Origin of the sequence: Paraburkholderia sp. HD33-4, assembly GCF_021390635.1 — a bacterium.
Classification (GTDB): Bacteria; Pseudomonadota; Gammaproteobacteria; order Burkholderiales; family Burkholderiaceae; genus Paraburkholderia.
In genome coordinates, this window is the sequence record NZ_JAJEJS010000001.1 from 99624 (window position 1) to 120502 (window position 20879).

Below are 20879 nucleotides of genomic sequence, written 5' to 3' on the forward strand. Positions count from 1 at the left end.
CATGGGCAGTCGGTGCCGCCTCTTGTGTCGTGGTCCCGCGCGCTGCGCGTGCCGGCTCGTACGGTCATCGCGTGCCGGATGTTCATGGCTTCTGCACCACATGCTCCGCGGCACGTTGATGCCGTGCCGCGAGCCGTCGATAGATCATCGAGAACACGACCGGCACGAAGATCAGTGTGGCCACCGTGCCGACCGCGAGGCCGCCGATCACCGCGCGTCCGAGCGGCGCGTTCTGCTCGCCGCCTTCGCCGAGACCGGTCGCCATCGGCACCATGCCGATCACCATCGCGAGCGCGGTCATCAGCACCGGGCGGAAACGCGTGAAGCCCGCTTCGATCGCCGCGCGTGTCGCGTCGCCGTGCAGCAGCAACTGTTCACGCGCGAAGCTGATCACCAGAATCGAGTTCGCGGTCGCGATGCCGATACACATGATCGCGCCGGTGAGGGCAGGAATCGACAGCGTGGTGTGCGTGAGAAACAGTATCCACACGATGCCCGCGAGCGCGCCTGGCAGCGCGGTAATGATGATGAACGGATCGAGCCACGACTGGAAATTGACGACGATCAGCAGATACACGAGCAGCACCGCGAATAGCAGACCGGCAAGCAGGCCCGAGAATGACTCGTTCATCGTTTGCACCTGGCCGCGCAGTTCGATCGTCGAGGTTTTCGGCAACTCGGCTTTCGACTCGTCGATGATCTTGCGGATGTCGTCGGACACGCCGCCGAGATCGCGGCCGTCGGCGGTGCCGTAGATGTCGATGGTGGTCTGCGCGTTGTAGTGCGTGAGCACCGCATTGCCCGCTTCGCGGCGCATCGTCGCGAGCGAGCCGAGAATGTTGGTGCGGCCGTTGGCGTTCAACGGAATGTTCGCGAGCGATTGCAGCGAATCGATCGTGTATTGCGGCGCTTCGGTGATCACGTTGTAGCTGACGCCGTTGCGCGGATTGAGCCAGAACGTCGGCGTGGTCTGCTGGCTGCCCGACAGTGTGATCAGCAGGTCGCTCGCGATATCGCGCTGCGAAAAACCTGCTTGCTGCGCGCGTGTGCGATCGACGTCGATGAAGATCCGCGGCAGATCGGCGGGCTGCTGGATGCGTGCATCGGCAAGACCCGGCACCGTGCGCAGACGGTTCAGCAGCTTCGCGGCGAACGCGCGATTGGCGGCCACCTCACGGCCGACGATCTGGATATCGATCGGCGACGGCATGCCGAAATTGAGCGTCTGACTGACGATGTCGGCGGGCAGAAACGCGAACTGCACGCCGGGGAATTCGTCGCTGAGCGTACGCCGCAACGTGCGCACATAGCCGGCGCTCGGATGATGATCGGGGTTCAGCGTGATCAGGATGTCCGAGTCCGAGGTGCCGATCGTGCCCGTGTTGCTGTACGAAAGGTTGATGCCCGACACCGGCAGGCCGATGTTGTCGATGATCGAATGCAGTTCGCCGGCCGGAATCAGCTGACGGATGCGCGCGTCGACGCGATCGGTCAGCACCGCGGTTTCCTCGACCCGCATGCCGGTTTTCGCGCGCATGTGCAGCGCGATCGTGCCGGCATCGACGGCAGGAAAAAAGTCGCGGCCGATAAACGGCAGCAACAGCAGCGACACGCAACAGCACACGAGAAACAGCGTGACGAACAGGCCCGGCTTCGCGACACGCGCTTCGAGAAACCCGCGATAGCGCTCGCGCAAACGCGAAAAACCGCGCTCGAACGCGTAGTGAACGCGCATGAACGGATTGCGCGTTTGTACCGGTGCGTGATGTGAATCCACAGGCTTGTGGTGATGGCGCAGCAGATACTTCGCGAGCGTCGGCACGAGAGTACGCGAGAAGAAGTACGACGCGAGCATCGCGAACACCACCGCTTCGGCGAGCGGAATGAACAGATAGTGCGCGACGCCCGTGAGCAGAAACATCGGCACGAAGACGATGCAGATCGACAGCGTAGATACGAGCGTCGGAATCGCGATCTGATGCGCACCGTCGAGAATCGCCTGTTCGAGAGTTTTGCCCTGTTCGAGCTGATGACTGATGTTTTCGATCGCGACGGTCGCATCGTCGACGAGAATCCCGACCGCGAGCGCGAGGCCGCCGAGCGTCATGATGTTGATCGTCTGACCGAGCGCGGACAACGCGATGATCGACGTGATCATCGACAACGGAATCGATACCGCGATGATCAGCGTCGCGCGCCAGTTGCCAAGGAACAGCAGAATCATCAGGCCCGTCAGGCAGGCGGCGATCAGCGCTTCACGCAATACGCCCTGCACCGAGGCACGCACGAACAGCGACTGGTCGGCGACGGGGTCGATATTCAGCGACGCTGGCACCAGATTGCGCAGCGTCGGCATCATCGTCTTGATGCGGTCGACGATATCGAGCGTGGACGTGTTGCCGCTCTTGTTGATCGTCAGCAGCGCGGCGCGCTGGCCGTTCACGCGCACGATGTTGGTCTGCGGCTGGTAGCCGTCGCGCACGTGCGCGACGTCGCGGATATAGACGGTGCCGTTCGCGGTGGTGCGGATCGGAATGTTGTTCAGACCGGCGAGCGAATCGGGGCTGCCGTTCATCTCGACCGAGTACTCGGTCGAGCCGATTTTCGCGGTGCCCGAAGGCAGGATCAGGTTCTGCGCGGAGACCGCGGTGACCACATCCATCGGCGACAGATTGCGCTCCTGCAGCTTGCGCGAATCGATATCGACCATGATCTGCCGCTGCTTGCCGCCATACGGCAGCGGTGCGGATGCGCCCGGCACGGTGGCGAGCTGCGTCTTCAGGAAGTTATTGCCGAAGTCGTACAGCTCCTGCTCGGTCAGCGACGCGGACGACAGCGCGAGCCGCAGAATCGGCACCGTCGACGCGTTATAGCGCAGGATAAACGGCGGTGTGATGCCGGGCGGCAGCGAGCGCACTTGCGACTGCGACAGCGCGGTGACCTGGGCGAGCGCTTCGTCGATATTCGCGCCCGGCTGGAAAAAGATCTTGATGACCGTGATGCCGTTCAGCGACGTCGATTCCGTGTGCTCGATATCGTTGACCGCCACCGACAAGCCGCGCTCATAGTTCAGCGTGATGCGCCGCTCCATTTCGTCGGCGGGCAGGCCGTTGTACGACCAGATCACCGAGAGCACCGGAATATCGATGTTCGGAAAGATGTCAGTAGGTGTGCGCAGAATCGTCAGGGGTCCGACGATCAGCAGCAGCAGCGCCAGCACGACGAACGTATAGGGGCGTCGCAGCGCGAGACGAACGATCCACATGACTAGCGCAGACGAATGAAATGAGCGGCGGCCGCGCCGCGCGGATCGGCAACCGAGGCGCGCACGTCGGTGCGAAGGCAGGCGCGAAGCTGCGCGGCGCCCGCATCTTTCAGATCGTTCTGGGGATGCACGTTTTTGATGTCTCCCCCCGCAGGGTTTATGATGGTCTTCATTACGACGTCTGACGCCGAGATCATCGGCCGTGCGCAGCGTAATGGGAATAGGGCGAAACGACTGGTGAAAGCCTTCTATTCGCCTTCCCAAAGCCCCGCAAAGCGGGAACAATGACTCGAACCTCTCACGCGCCAGGCGCGCAGCAGATTAAGTGCGCACGCAACGTCCAATGCGAAGCTGCGTTTTTATCATCACCTCGACCGGCGTGAAATCATAAAGCCGGCTAAGGGAAGCGGGGAAATATCATGGAAGTCGGTTCCATTGTCCGATCGGTACATATCGCCGTGCCGCAAGGCGCGCGCGGAATCGTCATGCGCATTCTTGGGGACATGGCGATGGTGGCGTGGTACGCCGGCGAACCCGGTGCATCGCAGCAGCTCAATACCGAACCCTTTTTCCTCGAAGATCTGATCGATACCGGCGACGTGATACGTCCGGCCGGCGCGCAGACGCATTGAACGAGAGGCTTACCGGTTGCTCATTGCCGTCGTGTGACACGCAGGTGCGGGCTGTAGTGATGCTGTAAGGTGAGATCGGCTCGCCAGCATCGCGCTGGGTCGATGCGCGCCTCGATCCACGGCGCGCGCTGCAAATCCCCGCAATTTCCCGCAATTCAACTCACGCATCGCGAGTCGTTGCCCTCGTCTTTAGCCGCGGCGCGGCGCACAATGCGGGGCATGAACGACACCATTCCCGACAATTCCCATCCCGAGGCCGGCGCCGATGGCGCCGTGCCGTTCGCGCGGCTCACGCCCGAAACCGTGCTCGATGCGCTCGACAACGTGCTCGCACCGACTGGCGTGCGTACCGACGGCCGTCTGCTGCCGCTCAACAGCTACGAAAATCGCGTGTACCAGGTCGGCGTAGAAGACGGTCCGCCCGTGGTCGCGAAGTTCTATCGTCCCGAGCGTTGGAGCGACACGGCGATTCTCGAAGAGCACACGTTCGTCGCCGAACTCGCCGCGCGCGAGATTCCAGCCGTGACCGCGCGCGTGCTCGATGGCCGCACGCTGCATAGCTTCGACGGCTTCCGCTTCTCGGTCTTCGAGCGACGCGGTGGCCGCGCGCCGGATCTCGACCGACGCGACACGCTCGAATGGCTGGGACGTTTCATCGGACGCATTCATGCGATCGGGCAGACCCAGGACTACGCCGAACGTCCCACGCTGAACATCGATACCTTCGGCTACGAGCCGCGCGACTTCCTGCTTGCGCACGGCTTCGTGCCCGACGACCTGCGCACCGCGTGGGAAACCGCCGTGAATCTCGCGCTCGAAGGCGTCGCGCGCGCGTTCGAGCGGGCCGGCGAGATTCGCTCGCTGCGTCTGCACGGCGACTGTCATCCGAGCAATGTGCTGTGGACCGACGCGGGCCCGCATTTCGTCGATTTCGACGACAGCCGCATGGGCCCCGCGATTCAGGATCTGTGGCTGCTGCTGCCGGGCGAGCGCGCGGAGGCGTCGCGCGCGCTGACGGATCTGCTGGCCGGTTACGAGGATTTCTGCGACTTCGAGCCGCGCGAACTGTATCTGATCGAAGCGCTACGCACGTTGCGGCTGATTCACTATCAGGCGTGGCTCGCGCGCCGTTGGAACGATCCGGCGTTTCCGGCCGCGTTTCCGTGGTTCAACACGCAGCGCTACTGGGAGGATCGTATCCTCGAGATGCGTGAGCAGATCGGCGCGATGCAGGAAGGGCCTTTGTGGCCGGTTTGACCTGTTGACGCTCAAGGCGCCTGCGACGCCACGTTCGACGACTCCACCAACGTCGATCTGACGATCACCTCCGCGCGCACGTCCCGCCCGATCGCTTCGAGCGCGGGACGCATGCGCGTGAAATCATCGGGCGTGCAGACGTCGCTGTCGAAATGCGTAGCGCCGTCGCGCGTCATCGTGACCACGTTGCTGAGCGGATCGAACGCGTACTGCGAAGTGAAATCGACGAAGCGGTCCTGCGTGCGTTGCGCCTCCGGCATGTCGAGCACGCGGAAATTCGCGGGCAGCTCGATACGCGCGCGTTCGTGGATCGCGAGGTTATGGCACACGAACGGCTGCGTGCGCTTGCGTTCGCCGAGCCAGTAGCGCGTGTCGGCTTCGACGCCGCCGCCGAGGCTCGTCAAGGCCGGAATCGAGGCCGTCATGCCGGTCACCACCAGACTCTCGAGCGTGCCTTTCATCGTTAGCGTGAGGGGGCCGTCGGCCGCGCTGAGGTCGCTCGTCGTCAGCGTCGCGGTGCCGCGCAGATTCGCGTTGCGCAGCTCGGCCTGAATCGATTCCTCGCGTTGCGCGGGCGTTTGCGTGCGCAGCCGCGCGCGGGCCTGCTCGGCGTACGGTCCCACATCCTGAAGCCGATACGTGAAGCTCGCCGAGCCATCCGGTTCGATCTTGATCGCAAGGTCGGTGCTGCGCGACATCTGCGCGGTGGCAGGCGTTTGCGCGAGCACGCCGTCGTCGATCAGCACGGTGGGGCGGTCCATGTCGGACGAAGGCAGAAAGCCGAATTCGACGTTCGACGCGGTCGAATCCGCGTATAGCTGCAAATCGGGCAGCCACGTGATCGCATGATTGATGACGCCGTAGCCCGGCACGCTCGGCAGCGTGTAGATCGTGCCGCTACTGATCAGCGCCGGCTCGTTGCGCACGCCGACCGCGTCGAGCAGCGCGCCGTACAGCGCGACGTGGTCTTTGCAGTCGCCATAACGGTTCGCGAGGATCGCGCTCGCGCTGTGCGGCACGACGGAGCCGCGTCCGACATAGATCGCGACATAGCGGATATTGTGGCGAACCCAGTCGTACAGCGTTTTGGCTTCGTCGTGCGTGGTGTGATCGTGCGCGGTCAATTGCTGCGCAAGCTGGGTGATGGCGGCGTCGCGCGTGCCCGGGTCGGCCGCAGAGCTGCGATAGGACGCGGCGAACGCGGCATAGCTCGGGAAGGTCGACACCATCAGCCGATCACCGTACGACACGTACGCGACCGAGCCGCGTTCGAGCCGGTCGAAATGCGCCTTGTCGTAGCGGAATTCGTAGCGCGTGCGGCCGTCGCGCGTGACCGGCGTCACCGCACTGAAGCCGCGCGCGTCCGCGTACAGCGGCTTGTCGGCAGGCAGGTCGTAGATCAGGCGGAAGTTGCGCGTAGGTGCGAGGTCGGGCGGCGTGAAGTCGCTGAATTCGCCCGGCACGATCGGCTGACGCTGCGTCTTGCGGTACGTCAGATGCACGCGCGCGCCGGGTTCCACCGCGGGGAACACGATCACCTTCTCCTGAATGTCCTGGAACATCGGCGCGTCGAACGAGCGAACTTCCTGCACATCGCGGATCTGCTCGGGCGCAACGTCGTGACGCTTGCCGTCGGCGGTGACCGTGTACGCATCGAGAATCTGCACGTCGGCCATGTTGCGGTTGAACCAGACGTATTGCTGCGCGACCCGCTCGACGCCGGCCTCGTTGTTCACGCGCAGCGTCATCGAATCGAGCTTCGCATACGAGCCGTCCGCGTTGACGGTGAAGGTCTGCGTCTCGCCTTCGTTGGTGTAGGGGTCGTCCAGTTTGACCGGCACGCTCGCGCTCGCGGCGTGAATGCCGGCCAGCCAGCCGGCGAAGGCAAGGACCACGAGGCAGAGTCGCATGACGGCAGGTATCCGGACGACGGCGTTGACGGGATCGCCAGCTAGCGTCGTTTCGCGCCGCGCGGATGTCAAGCGGCTGGCGCGCATTTGGAAGCGATCGAAAGATTGCCTGGCGGGTATGCACGGCGTGCCGGCCGTCAGCCGACATTGAGCAAAACACTTAACTGTGTAATGATAACGATTCTCAATTGAAAGGCATCGCCAGCGTTCTGTCACATTTCTCCTCCTCTGTGACTGCCAGCCAGCCCTTCACGCGGATCGTCCGGACCGCAAGCCGGACGATCCGCCTCTTCTCCCTCGAATTCTTCTCACCGTTGCCGCTGGAGTCCGTTGTGAACGCGCCTGAATCGATCGATTTCAAACCTACCTCCGTTGTGCCCGGCGTCGCCACGCCGGGCGTCGCTACGCCGGGCGTCGCCACGCCGCAGATGGCGCGGCGGCAACGCTCGCGGCGTGCGACCTTCATCAGGTGGCTGCGCAACGTGCACGGCTGGGTTGGCTTGTGGGGCGCGGTGCTCGGGCTGATGTTCGGCGTGACCGGCTTCCTGCTCAATCATCGCGGCGGTCCGCTGAAAATTTCGACGGGCGCGCCGCAGGTCGAGGACATGCAGATCGCGGTGCCCGAGAAACCGTTGCGCTCGCCGATGGAGATGGCGAAGTGGTTGCAGGGCGAGTTGAAGATCGACGGCAAGCCGGGGCGCGCGAAGCGCGAGCCCGCGCATCCGGTCGCGTGGGGCGACCACAGCACGATGCAGCCGGAGCAGTGGCAGGTCGGCATCATGGGACCGGGCCACAGCGTGCAGGCCGAGTACTGGGTCGGCAACGGTTTCGTGTCGGTGAAGCGCACGCGCAACTCGTTTCTCGCGACGCTGAGCAATCTGCACAAGGGCGTGGGTCTCAGCGTCGGCTGGGTGCTGTTGATCGACACGATCGCGGGCAGCCTGATTCTGCTGTCCTTGACCGGCGTGTTGCTGTGGACCGAACTGAATAAACGCCGCACCGTGGGCGTGGTGCTGGTGGGCGGCTCGGTGGTCGCGGCGCTGGTGTGCGGGTTGATGTGAGCGTGGAAGGCACCCTTGGTGCCCCCGCGTCGTTTGCTGAACTGGCCGGACTACACGCTGCAAGCGGCGCCACCCGACGCCGCAATTTCCCGCGCGGCTTTCGCGCCTTCGACCTGCAATAGCGTCGGCAGCGACACGCCATTTTTCGCCGCCGTAACTTCCGCCAGAATCGACACCGCGATCTCAGGCGGCGTCCTGCTGCCGATATAAATGCCGACAGGTCCATGCAAACGGGCCAGTTCGGCTTCGTTCAGATCGAACTCCTTCAGGCGCTCGCGTCGCGCTTGATTGTTCCTGCGCGAGCCGAGCGCGCCGACGTAAAACGCCGGCGTCTTCAACGCTTCCATCAGCGCGAGATCGTCGAGCTTCGGATCGTGCGTGAGCGCGATCACCGCGCAGCGCTCGTCGAGCTTCATGTCGGTCACGGTATCGTCCGGCATCGTGCGTACGATCTTCGTGCCAGGCACGTCCCATTCCTCGGTGTATTCCTCGCGCGGATCGCAGACCGTCACCTGATAGTCGAGCCCCACCGCGATATGGCACAGGTAGCGCGACAACTGCCCAGCGCCGATCACGAGCATCCGGTAGCGCGGGCCGTGGATCGTCAGCAGACGCTCATCGTCGAAATGCACGCCGTCGGTTGCCTGCGCGTTGTCGAGCCGTACCGCGCCCGTCGCCATGTCGAGTTCGCGCGCGACGAGCCGGCCGTCTTCGACCGCGTGACACAGCTCGGCGATGCCGCTTTGCCGCGTCAACGGTTCGAGCACGAGCTGGATCGTGCCGCCGCACGGCAGCCCGAAGCGATGCGCTTCCTCGGCCGTGATGCCGTACTTCACCGCTTCCGGATGGGTCTGCTCGATGCCACGTTGCCGTACGCGATCGATCAGATCGTCTTCGATGCATCCGCCCGACACCGACCCCACCACGAGGCCGTCGTCGCGCACCGCGAGCATCGCGCCCTCGGGACGCGGCGACGAGCCCCAGGTTTTCACGACCGTCACGAGGAGCGCGCGATGTCCGTCCTCGAGCCAGCGGGCGCTGGTCTTCAGAACTTCGAGATCCACGCTGTCCATGATTTCTTTCCTTTCTTTGCTTCGCCGCCGGACTCGCCGTCCGCGGCCTCGTTCGATTGCGTTTGCTCGGACGCTGACGCGGCTTCGGTATCCACCGAGGCGTCGCCGTCCGCGGCTTCATCGGCGTTATTGTCACCCGAGAGCTGGGCACTGAAGCGCTTGAAAAACTCCCCGGCAATCTTGCGCGCCGCACCGTCGACGAGCCGCGAGCCGATCTGCGCGAGCTTGCCGCCGACCTGCGCGTTGGCGGTGTAACTGAGCTTCGTCGCGGCATCGCCGTCGGCTTCGAGCGTGACCTGTGCGTTGCCTTTCGCGAAGCCCGCGGCACCGCCCTGGCCTTCGAAGACGATCTTGTAGCTGTTCGGCGCGTCGATGTCGGTCAGTTGCATGCGCCCCTTGAAGCGCGCCTTGACCGGACCGACCGCCGCGCTCAGCGCAACCAGGTAGGCGTTTTCGCCGTCGGGGTCGATGCTTTCGCAGCCTGGGATGCAGGCGCGCAGCATCTCGGTGTCGTTCAACGCGTCCCACGTTTGCTGCTGCGTGACAGGCAGCGTATGAGTTTCGGTCAATTCCATGACGTTGCTCCTGCAAGTGTCGTCGCGGCGACGGCGTGACGAGGCGCGCGCGTCAATTGCGCGAGGTCGTGGCCGAACGCGGCGAGACTGTCTAGATTATGAACCGGACGATGCGCGTCGACATACGGCAGGATCGCCTGCACGCCGCGCGCTTTCGGAGTGAAGCCGCTGAATCGCAGCAGCGGATTGAGCCATACGATGCGATGCGCGAAGCGTGCGAGCCGCGCCATTTCGGTGTCGAGCACGTCGATCGCTTCGTGATCGAGACCGTCGGTGACGAGCAGCACCGTCGCACGACCGGTGAGCACGCGGCGCGCCCAGCGCCGGTTGAACTCGGCGAGCGCCGCGCCGATGCGCGTGCCGCCCGACCAGTCGACCACCTGATCGCTGAGCGTCGCGATCGCGACGTCAGGATCACGCTCGCGCAATGCCCGCGTCGCGTTCGTGAGCCGCGTGCCGAACAGAAACACCTGCAGACGTTCGCGCGACTGCAGCAGCGCGTGGCAGAAGTAGAGCACCGCGCGCGAGTAGTTGCTCATCGAGCCGGAAATGTCGAGCAGCAGCACCAGCGGCGGCTTGCGCTCGGTCCTCGCTCGATATTTCCACACGGTCCAGTCGCCGCCCGCGCGCACCGCGTGCCGCGCGCTCGCGCGCAGGTCGGCATGCGTGCCGTGCGATGCCGCCTTCAGACGCCGCGTCGGTTCGGTCGCGAGCGGCAGCCGCTGGCCGCGAATCAGATGACGCAGCGTGCGCCACTCGTCGGCGCTGAGCGTGTCGAAATCGCGATGACGCAGCCGCTCCTCCGCGCTGAACGTCAACTGCGCATGCAACTCGTGCTGCTCGGTTTCCTGCGGCGTATGCAGATGCGGCGACGGTGGCATGCGCACCGCGAGTGCATCGGCGAGACGGTTGTTGCGCTTCGGCGGTGGCAACCCGTCGCGCACTTTCGGCAGCAGCAGCGCGCGCAGCTTGCCTTCCCAATCGGGGTCGCGCCAGAACAGATCGAACGCGGCATTGAAGAGTTCGCGTTCGTCGGGCGCGGTGACGAGCAGCGCGGCGAGCGCGGCGCGCACGTCGTCGCGGCGGCCGAGGTCGATCCACTGCAACGCGGCGAGCGCGTCGACCGCTTGTGCGGGTGACATCGGCAAACCGGCGCCGCGCAGCACGCGCACGAAATGGACGACGTTGCGCGCCAGCATCGGCGCGGCTTGCTGGTTCTCGTCGTCGTGCGTGTCTGAGCCGGTTTCGTTCGCCATGCCAACGATCCTCATTCGGCCAGACACTGCGCGATCTGCGCGGCATCCACGCGCGCGAGATCGTCCTGATACTTGAGCAGCACGCCGAGCGTGTTCTGCACCGATTGCGGATCGAGCTCGGTGACCGACAGCGCTTCGAGCGCGCGGCACCAGTCGATCGTTTCGGCGATGCCGGGCGCCTTGAACAGATCCATGCCGCGCAGCCGATGCACGAAATCGACCGCGCGTCGCTGCAACTGCGCCGACGTATGCGGCGCGCGCGCGGCGACGATCTCGAGTTCGCGCTCGCGATCCGGATAGCCGATCCATTGATACAGACAGCGGCGCTTCAACGCGTCGTGCACTTCGCGCGTGCGGTTCGACGTCATGATCACGAGCGGCGGCTGCGCCGCGCGCACGGTGCCGTATTCGGGAATCGATACCTGGAAATCCGAAAGGAGTTCGAGCAGGAAGGCCTCGAACGGTTCGTCGGCGCGGTCGATTTCGTCGATCAGCAGCACGCGCCGCGCGCCGGGATGTTTTTCGTCCGGCAGCAGCGCTTGCAGAAGCGGACGCTTCAGCAGGAATTCGCCGCGATACAGCGTGTCGTTGTCGGGACGCTCGCCGCTCGCTTCGGCAAGCCGCAGCGCCATGATCTGGCGCGGGTAGTCCCACTCATAAAGCGCGCTCGCGGTGTCGAGGCCTTCGTAGCATTGCAGCCGCAGCAGCGTGGTGCCGAGCATGCCCGCCGCCGCTTTCGCGAGCTCGGTTTTGCCGACCCCCGGCTCGCCTTCGACGAACAACGGCCGCTCCATGCATAGCGCGAGATACAGCGCGGTCGCAAGCTCGCGGCTCGCGAAATAGCGTTGGGCGGCGAGTTGGGCGAGGGTGTCGTCGATCGAAGCCGGCTGCATGGTGGTCCTGAATCTGCGCCACAGGCCAAGGCGCAAGCGTGGCGCGAGTGAAGAACGAAATGGGCGCGAGGTCGGCGTCGACCTCCCGCACCCGCTCGCGAAGTGAGCGAAGCCGGCTTGCGCGCACCGTGATGAGCACGCGCGGCAAGCCGGGTGACCTGGCGAGGATCGCTAGGCGTTTGCCTTCGTGACCGCGCGCGCGGCGAGCACCGGAATCAGATGCGCGCGATACGCGGCGCTCGCGTGCATGTCCTCGTTCAGCTCGTCGGGCGACACGCTGACCGCGCGTGCCGCCTCGGGCGTGAAGTTCGCCGACAGCGCGCTTTCGAGCTCGGGCACGCGAAATACCGACGACGCCGCACCCGTCACCGCGACCCGCACACCGCTCGCGGTCTTCGCGACGAACACGCCGACCAGCGCGAAGTGCGAGGCCGGATTGCGGAATTTCTCGTACGCGGCCCGCTCGGGCACCGGAAACTCGACGGCGACGATCAACTCGTCGGGGGCGAGCGCGGTCTCGTACATGCCGACGAAGAAATCGCCCGACGCAATGCGCCGCCGGTCCGTGACGATCGTCGCGTCCAGACCCATCGCCGCGGCCGGGTAGCACGCGGCCGGGTCGTTGTTCGCAAGCGAGCCGCCGATCGTGCCGAGCGCGCGCACCTGGCGATCGCCGATATTGCCGGCCAGCTCCGCGAGCGCGGGCAACACGCGCCGCACGTCCGCATGTTCGGCGACGTCCGCGTGACAGACGGCCGCGCCGATCGTCACCTTGCTGGCGTCGACGCTGATCGTCCTGAGCGCGGGAATGCGCGTCACGTCGATCAATTGCGACGGCTGCGCGAGACGCAGGCGCATGGTCGGCAGCAGGCTCTGGCCGCCGCCAAGGAACTTCGCTTCGGTGTCGGCGGTGAGGGCTGCGGCGGCCGCTTGCGGATCCGTCGCGCGTTGATACTCGAATGAATACATGTCGAATGCTCCGCTCAGGATCGTTGGGTCAGGCTTGCTTCGCCGCTTGAATCGCGGACCACACGCGATGCGGCGTGGCCGGCATCTGCAGATCGGTCACACCAAGCGGCGCGAGCGCGTCGATGATCGCGTTGATCACCGCCGGCGGCGAGCCGATCGCGCCCGCTTCGCCGCAGCCTTTGACGCCGAGCGGATTGTGCGTGCACGGCGTGCCCTTCGAGGTCTCGACCGTGAAGTCGGGCAGGTCGGACGCATGCGGCATCGCGTAGTCCATGTACGAGCCGGACAGCAACTGGCCGCTGTCGTTGTCGTACACGCAGCGCTCGAGCATCGCCTGGCCAATGCCTTGCCCGAGGCCGCCATGCACCTGGCCTTCGACGATCATCGGATTGATCACGTTGCCGAAATCGTCGACCGCGGTGAACTGCTCGATTCGGCACTCGCCGGTATCGGGATCGACTTCGACCTCGCAGATATATGCGCCCGACGGATACGTGAAGTTGGTCGGATCGTAGAACGCGCTTTCTTCGAGTCCCGGTTCGAGCACGTCGAGCGGATAGTTGTGCGGCACGTAAGCGGCGAGCGAGATTTCCGCGAACGCTTTGGTGCGGTCGGTACCCGCGACGCGGAACACGCCGTTCTTGAACTCGATGTCTTCGGCCGACGCTTCGAGCAGATGCGCGGCGATCTTCTTCGCCTTGGCTTCGATCTTGTCGAGCGCCTTCGAGATCGCCGAGCCGCCGACCGCGATCGAACGCGAGCCATAGGTGCCCATGCCGAACGCGATGCGGCCGGTGTCGCCGTGCACGATTTCGACGCTTTCGAGCGCAATGCCGAGGCGGTCCGCGACCACCTGCGCGAAGGTCGTCTCATGTCCCTGGCCGTGGCTGTGCGAGCCCGTGAACACGGTGACCGAGCCGGTCGGGTGCACGCGAATCTGGCCGACTTCGAACAGGCCCGCGCGCGCACCGAGCGCGCCCGCGATGTTCGACGGCGCGAGACCGCATGCCTCGATGTAGCACGAGTAGCCGAGGCCGCGTCGCTTACCGTTCTTTTCGGATTCCTGCCGACGCGCGGCGAAACCCGCGACGTCCGCGAGTTCCAGCGAGCGCGACAGGATGGTGTTGTAGTCGCCGGTGTCGTAGGTGAGGCCGACTGGCGTCGCGTACGGGAACTGCGTGATGAAGTTGCGGCGGCGGATTTCCGCGGGGTCGAGTTTCATCTCGCGCGCGGCGGTTTCGACCAGACGCTCGACGACGAAGGTCGCTTCCGGCCGGCCCGCGCCGCGATACGCATCGACGGGAACGGTGTTGGTGAAGACCGCCTTCACTTCGGCGTAGATCGCGGGCGTTGCGTATTGGCCGGCGAGCAGCGTCGCGTACAGGATCGTCGGCACGCTCGAGGCGAACGTCGACAGATACGCGCCCATGTTCGCGATCGTGTGCACGCGCATCGCGAGGAACTTGCCGTCGGCGTCCAGCGCGAGCTCGGCTTTGGTCACGTGATCGCGGCCGTGCGCATCGGATAGGAACGCCTCGGAGCGCTCGGCCGTCCATTTGACCGGCCGGCCGATCTTCTTCGATGCCCATGTGAGCGCGACGTCTTCCGCGTACAGGAAGATCTTCGAGCCGAAGCCGCCGCCGACGTCCGGCGCGATCACGCGCAGTTTCGATTCCGGCAGCGACAGCACGAACGCGGCCATCAACAGCCGCTCGACGTGCGGATTCTGATTCGCGACATACAGCGTGTAGCTGTCGTCCTGCGCCGAATAATTCGCGTTGACCGCGCGCGGTTCGATCGCGTTCGGCACGAGGCGGTTGTTGACGATGTCGAGCGTGGTCACGTGCGCGGCTTTCGCGAACGCCGCATCGGTTGCGGCCTTGTCGCCGTGGCCCCAGTTGTAGCAGACGTTGTCGGGCACTTCGTCGTGTACTGCCGCCTGACCCGGGTCGGCCGCATGCGCGGTATCGACCACGGCCGGCAACTCTTCGTAATCGACCTCGATCAGTTCGGCCGCATCTTTCGCGGCCTTGATCGATTCGGCGATCACGAGCGCGATCTGGTCACCCACGTGCCGCGCTTTCGTATGCGCGATCACCGGATGCGGCGGCTCGTTCATCGGCTTGCCGTCGGTGCTGTGGATCAGCCAGCCGCACGGCAGTCCGCCGACGTTCTCCGCCGCGAGGTCCGCGCCGGTGAAGATCGCGACCACGCCCGGCGACTTTTTAGCGGCGGTAGTGTCGATGCTGGTGATCTTCGCATGCGCGTGCGGCGAGCGCAGGAACACCGCGTAGGTTTGCTGCGGCAGCACGATGTCGTCGGTGTACTGGCCTTTGCCGGTCAGGAAGCGATAGTCTTCCTTGCGTTCGACGGCGGCGCCGATCAGGCTCTGGGTATCGGGTGCGTTCATCGTCGGCTCCTCAGGCGGCGGTTGCGCCGGCGGCATTCGCGCCGGCAGATGCGCTCGATGCGGCGGATGACTTCATACCCGCGGCGCCTTCGAGCACGGCCTTGACGATGTTGTGATAGCCCGTACAGCGGCACAGATTGCCGTCGAGCTGCTCGCGCACGTCGTCGCCGGTCAGATCGGGTTGACGCTGCACCAGCGACACCGCGCTCATCACCATGCCCGGCGTGCAGAAGCCGCATTGCAGACCGTGGCAGTGCTTGAACGCGGCCTGCATCGGGTGCAGCGCGCCGTTGTGCGCGAGTCCTTCGATGGTCGTGACTTCGGCACCATCGACTTGCGCGGCGAGGATGTTGCAGGACTTGATCGCGCGGCCGTTCAGATGCACGGTGCAGGCGCCGCATTGCGCCGTATCGCAGCCGACGTGGGTGCCGGTGAGGCGGAGTTGATCGCGCAGGAACTGGACAAGCAGGGTGCCAGGGTCGACTGAGGCGCTCACGGGCGCGCCATTTACCGTCAGACTGATGCTGATCGCCATGAAGCTGTCTCCTTAATTGATCGGAGCACGCGCTTCGGCGTATGGATCCCCGCCTCTGCGCAGACCACGATCCCATGCAAGATAGTTGCTGTGGGTGAGACCGGACCTGTGATTGTTATTGCCCCTGCTTTGCTTCGACTGCGTGCTGACTGCTTGCCAACTACGACTCGCGAGGTCCGATGAGGGTGCTGCGGGTTTTACAAGTCTGCCGAAAAGTAAAGCACAAATCGCGCGGGCGCGCTATGAGGGGAAGTGTGTTCGGCGCGCGCGAGCGCACGAAGCGAAGCATGGCGGCCATGGAACGGAGCGCCGAAAAGACACGCGCCCCGTCACGCGGAGCATGACGGGGCGCATCGATAGATCAGCGGAAAGCGAGGCCGCGCTCGCGCGCATTCAGCTCATTGGCGCGGCCTCGTTGAAACGGCGCATTACTTTGCCAGTTTCGAATGGCGGCGCGAGTAGCCGAAGTAGATGACCAGGCCGATCAGCAGCCAGATCAGGAACGCACCCCACGTGATGCCTTGCAGGTTCAGCATCAGGAACAGGCACGATGCGACCGCGAGCACCGGCACGACCGGCACGCCCGGGCAACGGAACGCGCGCGGCAGATCGGGGTGCGTCTTGCGCAGCACGAGCACGGCGATCGACACCATCGAGAATGCCGCGAGCGTGCCGATATTGATCAGTTCAGCCAACACATTGAGCGGCACCAGCGCGCCGATCAGGCCGAAGAAGATGCCGACGAGCCACGTGGTGAAGAACGGCGTCGCGAAGCGCGGATGCACTTTCGACAGCTTCGCGGGCAGCAGGCCGTCGCGCGACATCGCGAAGATCACCCGCGTCTGACCGTAGGCCATCACGAGAATCACGGTCAGCATGCCGAGCACCGCGCCGAGGTCGATGAAGCCCGCGACCCAGTTCTGCCCGGCCAGCTGCAGCGCGTACGACACCGGGTGCGAGATGCCCATGAACTTCTCGGACGGCACGATGCCGGTGACGACCGCGGCCACGGCCACGTACAGCACCGCGCACACGCCGAGCGACGCGATGATGCCGATCGGCAGATCGCGCTTCGGGTTCCTCACCTCTTCGGCCGCCGACGACACCGAGTCGAAACCGATGAACGCGAAGAACATCACCGCGGCCGCGCCGAATACGCCGCTCCAGCCGTGCGGCATGAACGGGTGCCAGTTGGCCGGCGTGACGTGAAACACGCCGACACCGATGACTAGCAGCACAACGGTCACCTTGATCGCAACCATGATGTTGTTGATCCGCGCGGATTCGCGCACGCCGACGGACAGCAGCGTGGTGATCGCCATCATCACGAGGAAGGCGGGCAGGTTGAACAGCGTCTCGTGTCCGGGGACGGCGCCGGGGGCTGCGGTCAGTGCCATCGGCAACGACACGCCGAAGCCCGACAGCAGCGACTGCAGATAGCCGGACCAGCCGACCGACACCGCCGAGGTCGCGAGCCCGTACTCGAGCATCAGGTCCCAGCCGATGATCCACGCGGCCAGTTCGCCGAGCGTCGCGTACGAGTACGTATAGATCGAACCGGCGACCGGAATCGTCGACGCGAATTCGGCGTAAGCGAGCGCGGCGAAGCCGCAGGCGATCGCCGCGACCACGAACGAGATCATCAGCGCGGGGCCGGCCTGTAAGGCGCCCGTGCCGGTCAGCACGAAGATGCCGGTGCCGATGATGGCGCCGACGCCGAGGAAAGTCAGGTCGAGCGCGCCGAGCGTTTTTTTCAGGCCGGCGGTCTGGGCGCTCGCCGCGAGCATGTGCTCGACGCTCTTTTTGCGGAACAGGGACATTGGCGAGGTCTCCAGTGGTGCACGCGTGTTGCGCGCCGAATGTCGGGGAAAACCCGCAATTCTAGCGGATGCGTGCCGCCGGGCTGGTTCGCGGCGGCGTTACAGGGACCAGGGCGGCGGGCGGAAACTCCCGCCAAGAGGGGACTTCGAGGTGGCCGTACGGTGCCCGAAGCGGCGCGGCAGTGAAGCCTTTACTGAATAAGCGATTGAAGAGGAGGGAATCTCTTCGTGTGCGCCGGCGCCACGCTCGGACGACTGCGGCGCGACGCCGCAGGCACGACCGGCGGCGCTTGCCGGCCTAGCCGGCCATCGCGGGATTCAGATCGACGAGGCGGTTGCTCATTACGTAGAAGGTGAGCTCGGCGTTATTGCGCAGCTTCATCTTGTCGAGTAGCCGCGTGCGGTACACGCTGACCGTCTTCACCGACAGCGACAACGCAGCCGCGATATCGGTGAGCCGTTTGCCCGATGCGAGCATGCACAGCGTCTGGTATTCGCGGTCGGACAGCTTTTCGTGCGGCAACTGCTCGCCGTCGAACGACACGTAGTCGGCGAGCGCCTCTGCCATCTCGGGGCTCACGTACTTGCGGCCCGCGGCGACCTGCTGGATCGCGCCGATCATTTGCCCGGCGTCGACCGTTTTCGACAGATAGCCGGACGCGCCGGCTTTGAGCGCGCGCACCGCGTACTGGTCCTCGCGGTACATCGAAAACATCAGCACCGCGACGCGCGGCGCTTTGCGCTTCAGACGCTTGAGCACCTCGACGCCGTTCATGTCGGGCAGCGAAATGTCGAGCAGCACGACGTCGAAACTTTGATGGACGACCGAGTCGAGCGCTTCGGAGCCGCTTTGCGCCTCGGCGACCTCGCGCGCGATGCCGCGATCGAGCAGCAGCTGGCGAACGCCCTGGCGGACCACCGCGTGATCTTCGACGATCAGGATACGCAGGCTCATGATCGCGGGCTCACGATTGCAGCGCGCGCCGGGCGGCGCGCGGGGCGGGGATGGCCGCCAGCAGCGCGTGCCAGGCGAAGCGTGCCTGGATCACGGTGCCGCGCGCGGCGACGACGCCGTTGTTGCCGGTACCGCTGTCCTCGCCACCACCGGCGCTCGCGCGCCTCGCGCCGACTCGCAGCATGCCATCGAATGCGGCGCAGCGCGCCTGCATGCCGGCGCGGCCGAAATGCTTGCCTGGTTCTTTTTGACGGCCGCGTTCGCGCGCGCCGCTCGGCAGGCCGATGCCATCGTCGCTGACGAAGAGCTTCAGATGACGCGCACCGGTTTCGACGCGCACGTCGGCGCAGCTCGCGCGTGCGTGTTTCGCGACGTTGTTCAGCGCTTCCTGCGCGACGCGGAACACGGCGAGCGCGGCATCGGCGGGCAGGCGCGCGAGCCGCGCGTCGTCGCTGCAGGTGAAGGTGGTGCGCAAGCCGGTGCGCGTGGAGAAGTCGCGGATCCAGCACTTCAGCGTGCCGGCAAGGCCCGTCTCGAACGACGGCGCGTGCAGTTGCGCGATGGCCTCACGGCTCGCCGCGTGCACCGCGTCGAGCGAACGATTCGCGACCGCCAGGGCGGCCGCGCATTGCGTCGGCGCGTCGGCAGGTAGCCAGGTTTCGACGCCGGCGAGCGCGAAGCGCGTTGCGGTCAGCTCGGCGCCGACGCCGTCGTGCAGTTCGCGCGCGACGTGACGGCGCACGCTTTCCTGCGCGTCGACCAGTTCGGCCGACAGCTCGCGCACCCGCGCGCGCAGTCGCTCGATCTCGCGCGCGGCGAGCGACGGCATGTCGAAGCCATCACGCTGCGCGGACGAGGCCAGCGGAGCGTTGAACGGGACGGCAGTCGACGTATCCATGAATTTCCCTCTCAGGAAGCGGAGTGGACAGCGAAGCGGGCGCGCGCAGACGGAATCGAAGCCTGCATCACGAGGTTTCGCGTCCCGCCATCGGGCAACCAGCGCGACGGACGAAACACGATGGCTCAACGTAACGAAATTTACATCCAGTAACAACTCGGGTTGACGAAAATCGGTGCGCGAATTCGTCTGATCTCGCGGCGCGATCATATCCCAAAAAGATTAAAAAAGCAGTCACACCAAGGGTTGGCGCCGAGTTTTAAGAAATTACATGATGTTTTGCGCATACTCGTCTTGTCAGAGGAATTCTGACAGCGAAGGTGATGAGACAGGCTCCAATTTGTAACGGAGCAACAAAAAAGGAGCCCGGAGGCTCCTTTTTTGGATTTCGCGGCGCGCGGGCCGCGAAGAGGGAATTCGGGCTTAGCCGACGAAGGCCTTTTCGACCACGTAATGGCCCGGCTCGTTGTTGCTGCCTTCCTTGAAGCCCGCGTCTTCGAGCAGCTTGCGCGTGTCGCGAAGCATGTGCGGGCTGCCGCACAGCATGACCCGGTCGTTCTCGAGCGAGAAACCCGGCACGCCGAGGTCGGCGAACAGCTTTTCGGTTTCGATCAGCTCGGTGATGCGACCCCGGTTCTGGAACGCTTCACGCGTGACGGTCGGGTAGTACAGCAGCTTTTCCTGCACCAGCTCGCCGAGGTGTTCATGCGCCGGCAGGTGGTCGGTGATGTATTCCTTGTACGCGAGTTCGTCGACGAAACGGCAGGTGTGCGTGAGGACCACGCGCTCGTAGCGGTCGTAAATGTCCGGATCCTTGATGATCGACATGAACGGCGCGAGGCCCGTGCCGGTGGACAACAGCCACAGCGTCTTGCCCGGCAGCAGGTTATCGGCCACCAGCGTGCCGACCGGCTTCTTGCCGATCAGCACTTCGTCGCCGACCTTCAGGTGCTGCAGGCGCGACGTGAGCGGACCGTCCTGCACCTTGATGCTGAGGAATTCGAGATGTTCTTCGTAGTTCGCACTGGCGAGGCTATATGCGCGCAGCAGCGGCTTGCCCTCGACCTGCAGGCCCACCATCGTGAACTGGCCGTTTTCGAAGCGAAACGACGGATCACGCGTGCAGGTGAAGCTGAAAAGCGTATCGGTCCAGTGATGGACGCTCAGGACGGTTTGTGAATTCAGGTTGCTCATGGCTTCTTGGATAGTGCGAAAACAAAGGCGGCCAGTCGTCTGAGCCGGCCGGCACGGCAAGGGGCGATGCTGCGCTGACCCGTGGTCGGGACTCCCGCGCAATCCGCCATTTTACCGTGCCCGCCGGGGCGGGGCTGCGGCGCGGCGGTCGAGCGTGGTAAAGCAGGTTGCCAAAC

General features: G+C 65.0%; 17 protein-coding genes. 4 read left to right on the top strand and 13 right to left on the bottom strand.

The window, feature by feature from the left end:
- Positions 1 to 82: 82 nt before the first annotated feature.
- Positions 83 to 3265 carry an efflux RND transporter permease subunit gene (locus L0U84_RS00460; protein ID WP_233846175.1) on the bottom strand — a complete coding sequence of 1061 codons (3183 nt, stop codon included), beginning with the start codon at positions 3263 to 3265 and terminating at the stop codon, positions 83 to 85.
- Between the two features lie 20 nt (positions 3266 to 3285).
- Between L0U84_RS00460 and L0U84_RS00465 the strand changes: the two genes are divergently transcribed.
- The 3 genes from L0U84_RS00465 (at position 3286) to L0U84_RS00475 (ending at position 5154) form a co-directional block, all read left to right on the top strand.
- Positions 3286 to 3450 (top strand): hypothetical protein, encoded by a 165-nt coding sequence (locus tag L0U84_RS00465; protein WP_233846183.1) that lies wholly within the window; start codon positions 3286 to 3288, stop codon positions 3448 to 3450.
- A 234-nt stretch (positions 3451 to 3684) separates the two neighbouring features.
- Positions 3685 to 3897 carry a hypothetical protein gene (locus L0U84_RS00470; protein WP_129956764.1) on the top strand — a complete coding sequence of 71 codons (213 nt, stop codon included), beginning with the start codon at positions 3685 to 3687 and terminating at the stop codon, positions 3895 to 3897.
- Between the two features lie 219 nt (positions 3898 to 4116).
- Positions 4117 to 5154, top strand: a complete 1038-nt coding sequence (locus L0U84_RS00475; protein ID WP_233846192.1) for a serine/threonine protein kinase — start codon at positions 4117 to 4119, stop codon at positions 5152 to 5154.
- An 11-nt stretch (positions 5155 to 5165) separates the two neighbouring features.
- Here the strand turns inward: L0U84_RS00475 and L0U84_RS00480 are convergent, their stop codons facing one another.
- Positions 5166 to 7064 carry a DUF3857 domain-containing transglutaminase family protein gene (locus tag L0U84_RS00480; protein ID WP_233846194.1) on the bottom strand — a complete coding sequence of 633 codons (1899 nt, stop codon included), beginning with the start codon at positions 7062 to 7064 and terminating at the stop codon, positions 5166 to 5168.
- A gap of 332 nt (positions 7065 to 7396) precedes the next feature.
- On the opposite strand from L0U84_RS00480, the gene L0U84_RS00485 reads away from it, so the two are divergent.
- Positions 7397 to 8125, top strand: a complete 729-nt coding sequence (locus L0U84_RS00485) for a PepSY-associated TM helix domain-containing protein (protein WP_442793962.1) — start codon at positions 7397 to 7399, stop codon at positions 8123 to 8125.
- 50 nt (positions 8126 to 8175) lie between these two features.
- Here the strand turns inward: L0U84_RS00485 and L0U84_RS00490 are convergent, their stop codons facing one another.
- The 11 genes from L0U84_RS00490 to L0U84_RS00540 form a co-directional block, all read right to left on the bottom strand.
- Positions 8176 to 9198, bottom strand: coding sequence for an XdhC family protein (locus L0U84_RS00490; protein ID WP_233846196.1), 1023 nt, complete (start codon positions 9196 to 9198; stop codon positions 8176 to 8178).
- Complete coding sequence (locus L0U84_RS00495) at positions 9171 to 9773, bottom strand: CoxG family protein (RefSeq protein ID WP_233846198.1); 603 nt, start codon at positions 9771 to 9773, stop codon at positions 9171 to 9173. Before L0U84_RS00495 ends, L0U84_RS00490 begins: the two co-directional genes overlap by 28 nt.
- Positions 9764 to 11029, bottom strand: coding sequence for a vWA domain-containing protein (locus tag L0U84_RS00500; RefSeq protein WP_233846200.1), 1266 nt, complete (start codon positions 11027 to 11029; stop codon positions 9764 to 9766). The genes L0U84_RS00495 and L0U84_RS00500 overlap by 10 nt, the downstream gene beginning before the upstream one ends.
- Before the next feature lie 11 nt (positions 11030 to 11040).
- Positions 11041 to 11922 carry an AAA family ATPase gene (locus tag L0U84_RS00505; protein WP_233846202.1) on the bottom strand — a complete coding sequence of 294 codons (882 nt, stop codon included), beginning with the start codon at positions 11920 to 11922 and terminating at the stop codon, positions 11041 to 11043.
- Between the two features lie 171 nt (positions 11923 to 12093).
- Complete coding sequence (locus L0U84_RS00510) at positions 12094 to 12891, bottom strand: FAD binding domain-containing protein (protein ID WP_233846204.1); 798 nt, start codon at positions 12889 to 12891, stop codon at positions 12094 to 12096.
- 28 nt (positions 12892 to 12919) lie between these two features.
- Entirely contained in the window at positions 12920 to 15301 is a 2382-nt protein-coding gene (locus L0U84_RS00515; RefSeq protein ID WP_233846206.1) for a xanthine dehydrogenase family protein molybdopterin-binding subunit, read from the bottom strand.
- Positions 15302 to 15311: 10 nt separating this feature from the next.
- Positions 15312 to 15836 carry a (2Fe-2S)-binding protein gene (locus L0U84_RS00520; RefSeq protein WP_233846208.1) on the bottom strand — a complete coding sequence of 175 codons (525 nt, stop codon included), beginning with the start codon at positions 15834 to 15836 and terminating at the stop codon, positions 15312 to 15314.
- A 428-nt stretch (positions 15837 to 16264) separates the two neighbouring features.
- A complete protein-coding gene (locus L0U84_RS00525) occupies positions 16265 to 17656 on the bottom strand; it encodes an amino acid permease (RefSeq protein WP_233846210.1) in 1392 nt (463 codons plus the stop codon).
- A gap of 298 nt (positions 17657 to 17954) precedes the next feature.
- Entirely contained in the window at positions 17955 to 18611 is a 657-nt protein-coding gene (gene rqpR, locus L0U84_RS00530) for a response regulator transcription factor RqpR (protein ID WP_233846212.1), read from the bottom strand.
- A gap of 10 nt (positions 18612 to 18621) precedes the next feature.
- Complete coding sequence (locus L0U84_RS00535) at positions 18622 to 19509, bottom strand: sensor histidine kinase (protein WP_233846221.1); 888 nt, start codon at positions 19507 to 19509, stop codon at positions 18622 to 18624.
- A 423-nt stretch (positions 19510 to 19932) separates the two neighbouring features.
- Positions 19933 to 20703, bottom strand: coding sequence for a ferredoxin--NADP reductase (locus tag L0U84_RS00540; protein ID WP_062125522.1), 771 nt, complete (start codon positions 20701 to 20703; stop codon positions 19933 to 19935).
- Between the last annotated feature and the right edge of the window lie 176 nt (positions 20704 to 20879).

Excerpts from the sequence above, each read along its gene's own strand:
- L0U84_RS00470 (WP_129956764.1), top strand. The coding sequence starts at position 3,685 with ATGGAAGTCGGTTCCATTGTCCGATCGGTACATATCGCCGTGCCGCAA.
- L0U84_RS00460 (WP_233846175.1), bottom strand. The coding sequence starts at position 3,265 with ATGTGGATCGTTCGTCTCGCGCTGCGACGCCCCTATACGTTCGTCGTG.
- L0U84_RS00540 (WP_062125522.1), bottom strand. The coding sequence starts at position 20,703 with ATGAGCAACCTGAATTCACAAACCGTCCTGAGCGTCCATCACTGGACC.
- L0U84_RS00510 (WP_233846204.1), bottom strand. The coding sequence starts at position 12,891 with ATGTATTCATTCGAGTATCAACGCGCGACGGATCCGCAAGCGGCCGCC.
- L0U84_RS00535 (WP_233846221.1), bottom strand. The coding sequence starts at position 19,509 with ATGGATACGTCGACTGCCGTCCCGTTCAACGCTCCGCTGGCCTCGTCC.
- L0U84_RS00490 (WP_233846196.1), bottom strand. The coding sequence starts at position 9,198 with ATGGACAGCGTGGATCTCGAAGTTCTGAAGACCAGCGCCCGCTGGCTC.
- L0U84_RS00520 (WP_233846208.1), bottom strand. The coding sequence starts at position 15,836 with ATGGCGATCAGCATCAGTCTGACGGTAAATGGCGCGCCCGTGAGCGCC.
- L0U84_RS00475 (WP_233846192.1), top strand. The coding sequence starts at position 4,117 with ATGAACGACACCATTCCCGACAATTCCCATCCCGAGGCCGGCGCCGAT.
- L0U84_RS00480 (WP_233846194.1), bottom strand. The coding sequence starts at position 7,064 with ATGCGACTCTGCCTCGTGGTCCTTGCCTTCGCCGGCTGGCTGGCCGGC.
- L0U84_RS00525 (WP_233846210.1), bottom strand. The coding sequence starts at position 17,656 with ATGTCCCTGTTCCGCAAAAAGAGCGTCGAGCACATGCTCGCGGCGAGC.
- L0U84_RS00515 (WP_233846206.1), bottom strand. The coding sequence starts at position 15,301 with ATGAACGCACCCGATACCCAGAGCCTGATCGGCGCCGCCGTCGAACGC.
- rqpR (WP_233846212.1), bottom strand. The coding sequence starts at position 18,611 with ATGAGCCTGCGTATCCTGATCGTCGAAGATCACGCGGTGGTCCGCCAG.
- L0U84_RS00495 (WP_233846198.1), bottom strand. The coding sequence starts at position 9,773 with ATGGAATTGACCGAAACTCATACGCTGCCTGTCACGCAGCAGCAAACG.
- L0U84_RS00500 (WP_233846200.1), bottom strand. The coding sequence starts at position 11,029 with ATGGCGAACGAAACCGGCTCAGACACGCACGACGACGAGAACCAGCAA.
- L0U84_RS00465 (WP_233846183.1), top strand. The coding sequence starts at position 3,286 with ATGAGCGGCGGCCGCGCCGCGCGGATCGGCAACCGAGGCGCGCACGTC.
- L0U84_RS00505 (WP_233846202.1), bottom strand. The coding sequence starts at position 11,922 with ATGCAGCCGGCTTCGATCGACGACACCCTCGCCCAACTCGCCGCCCAA.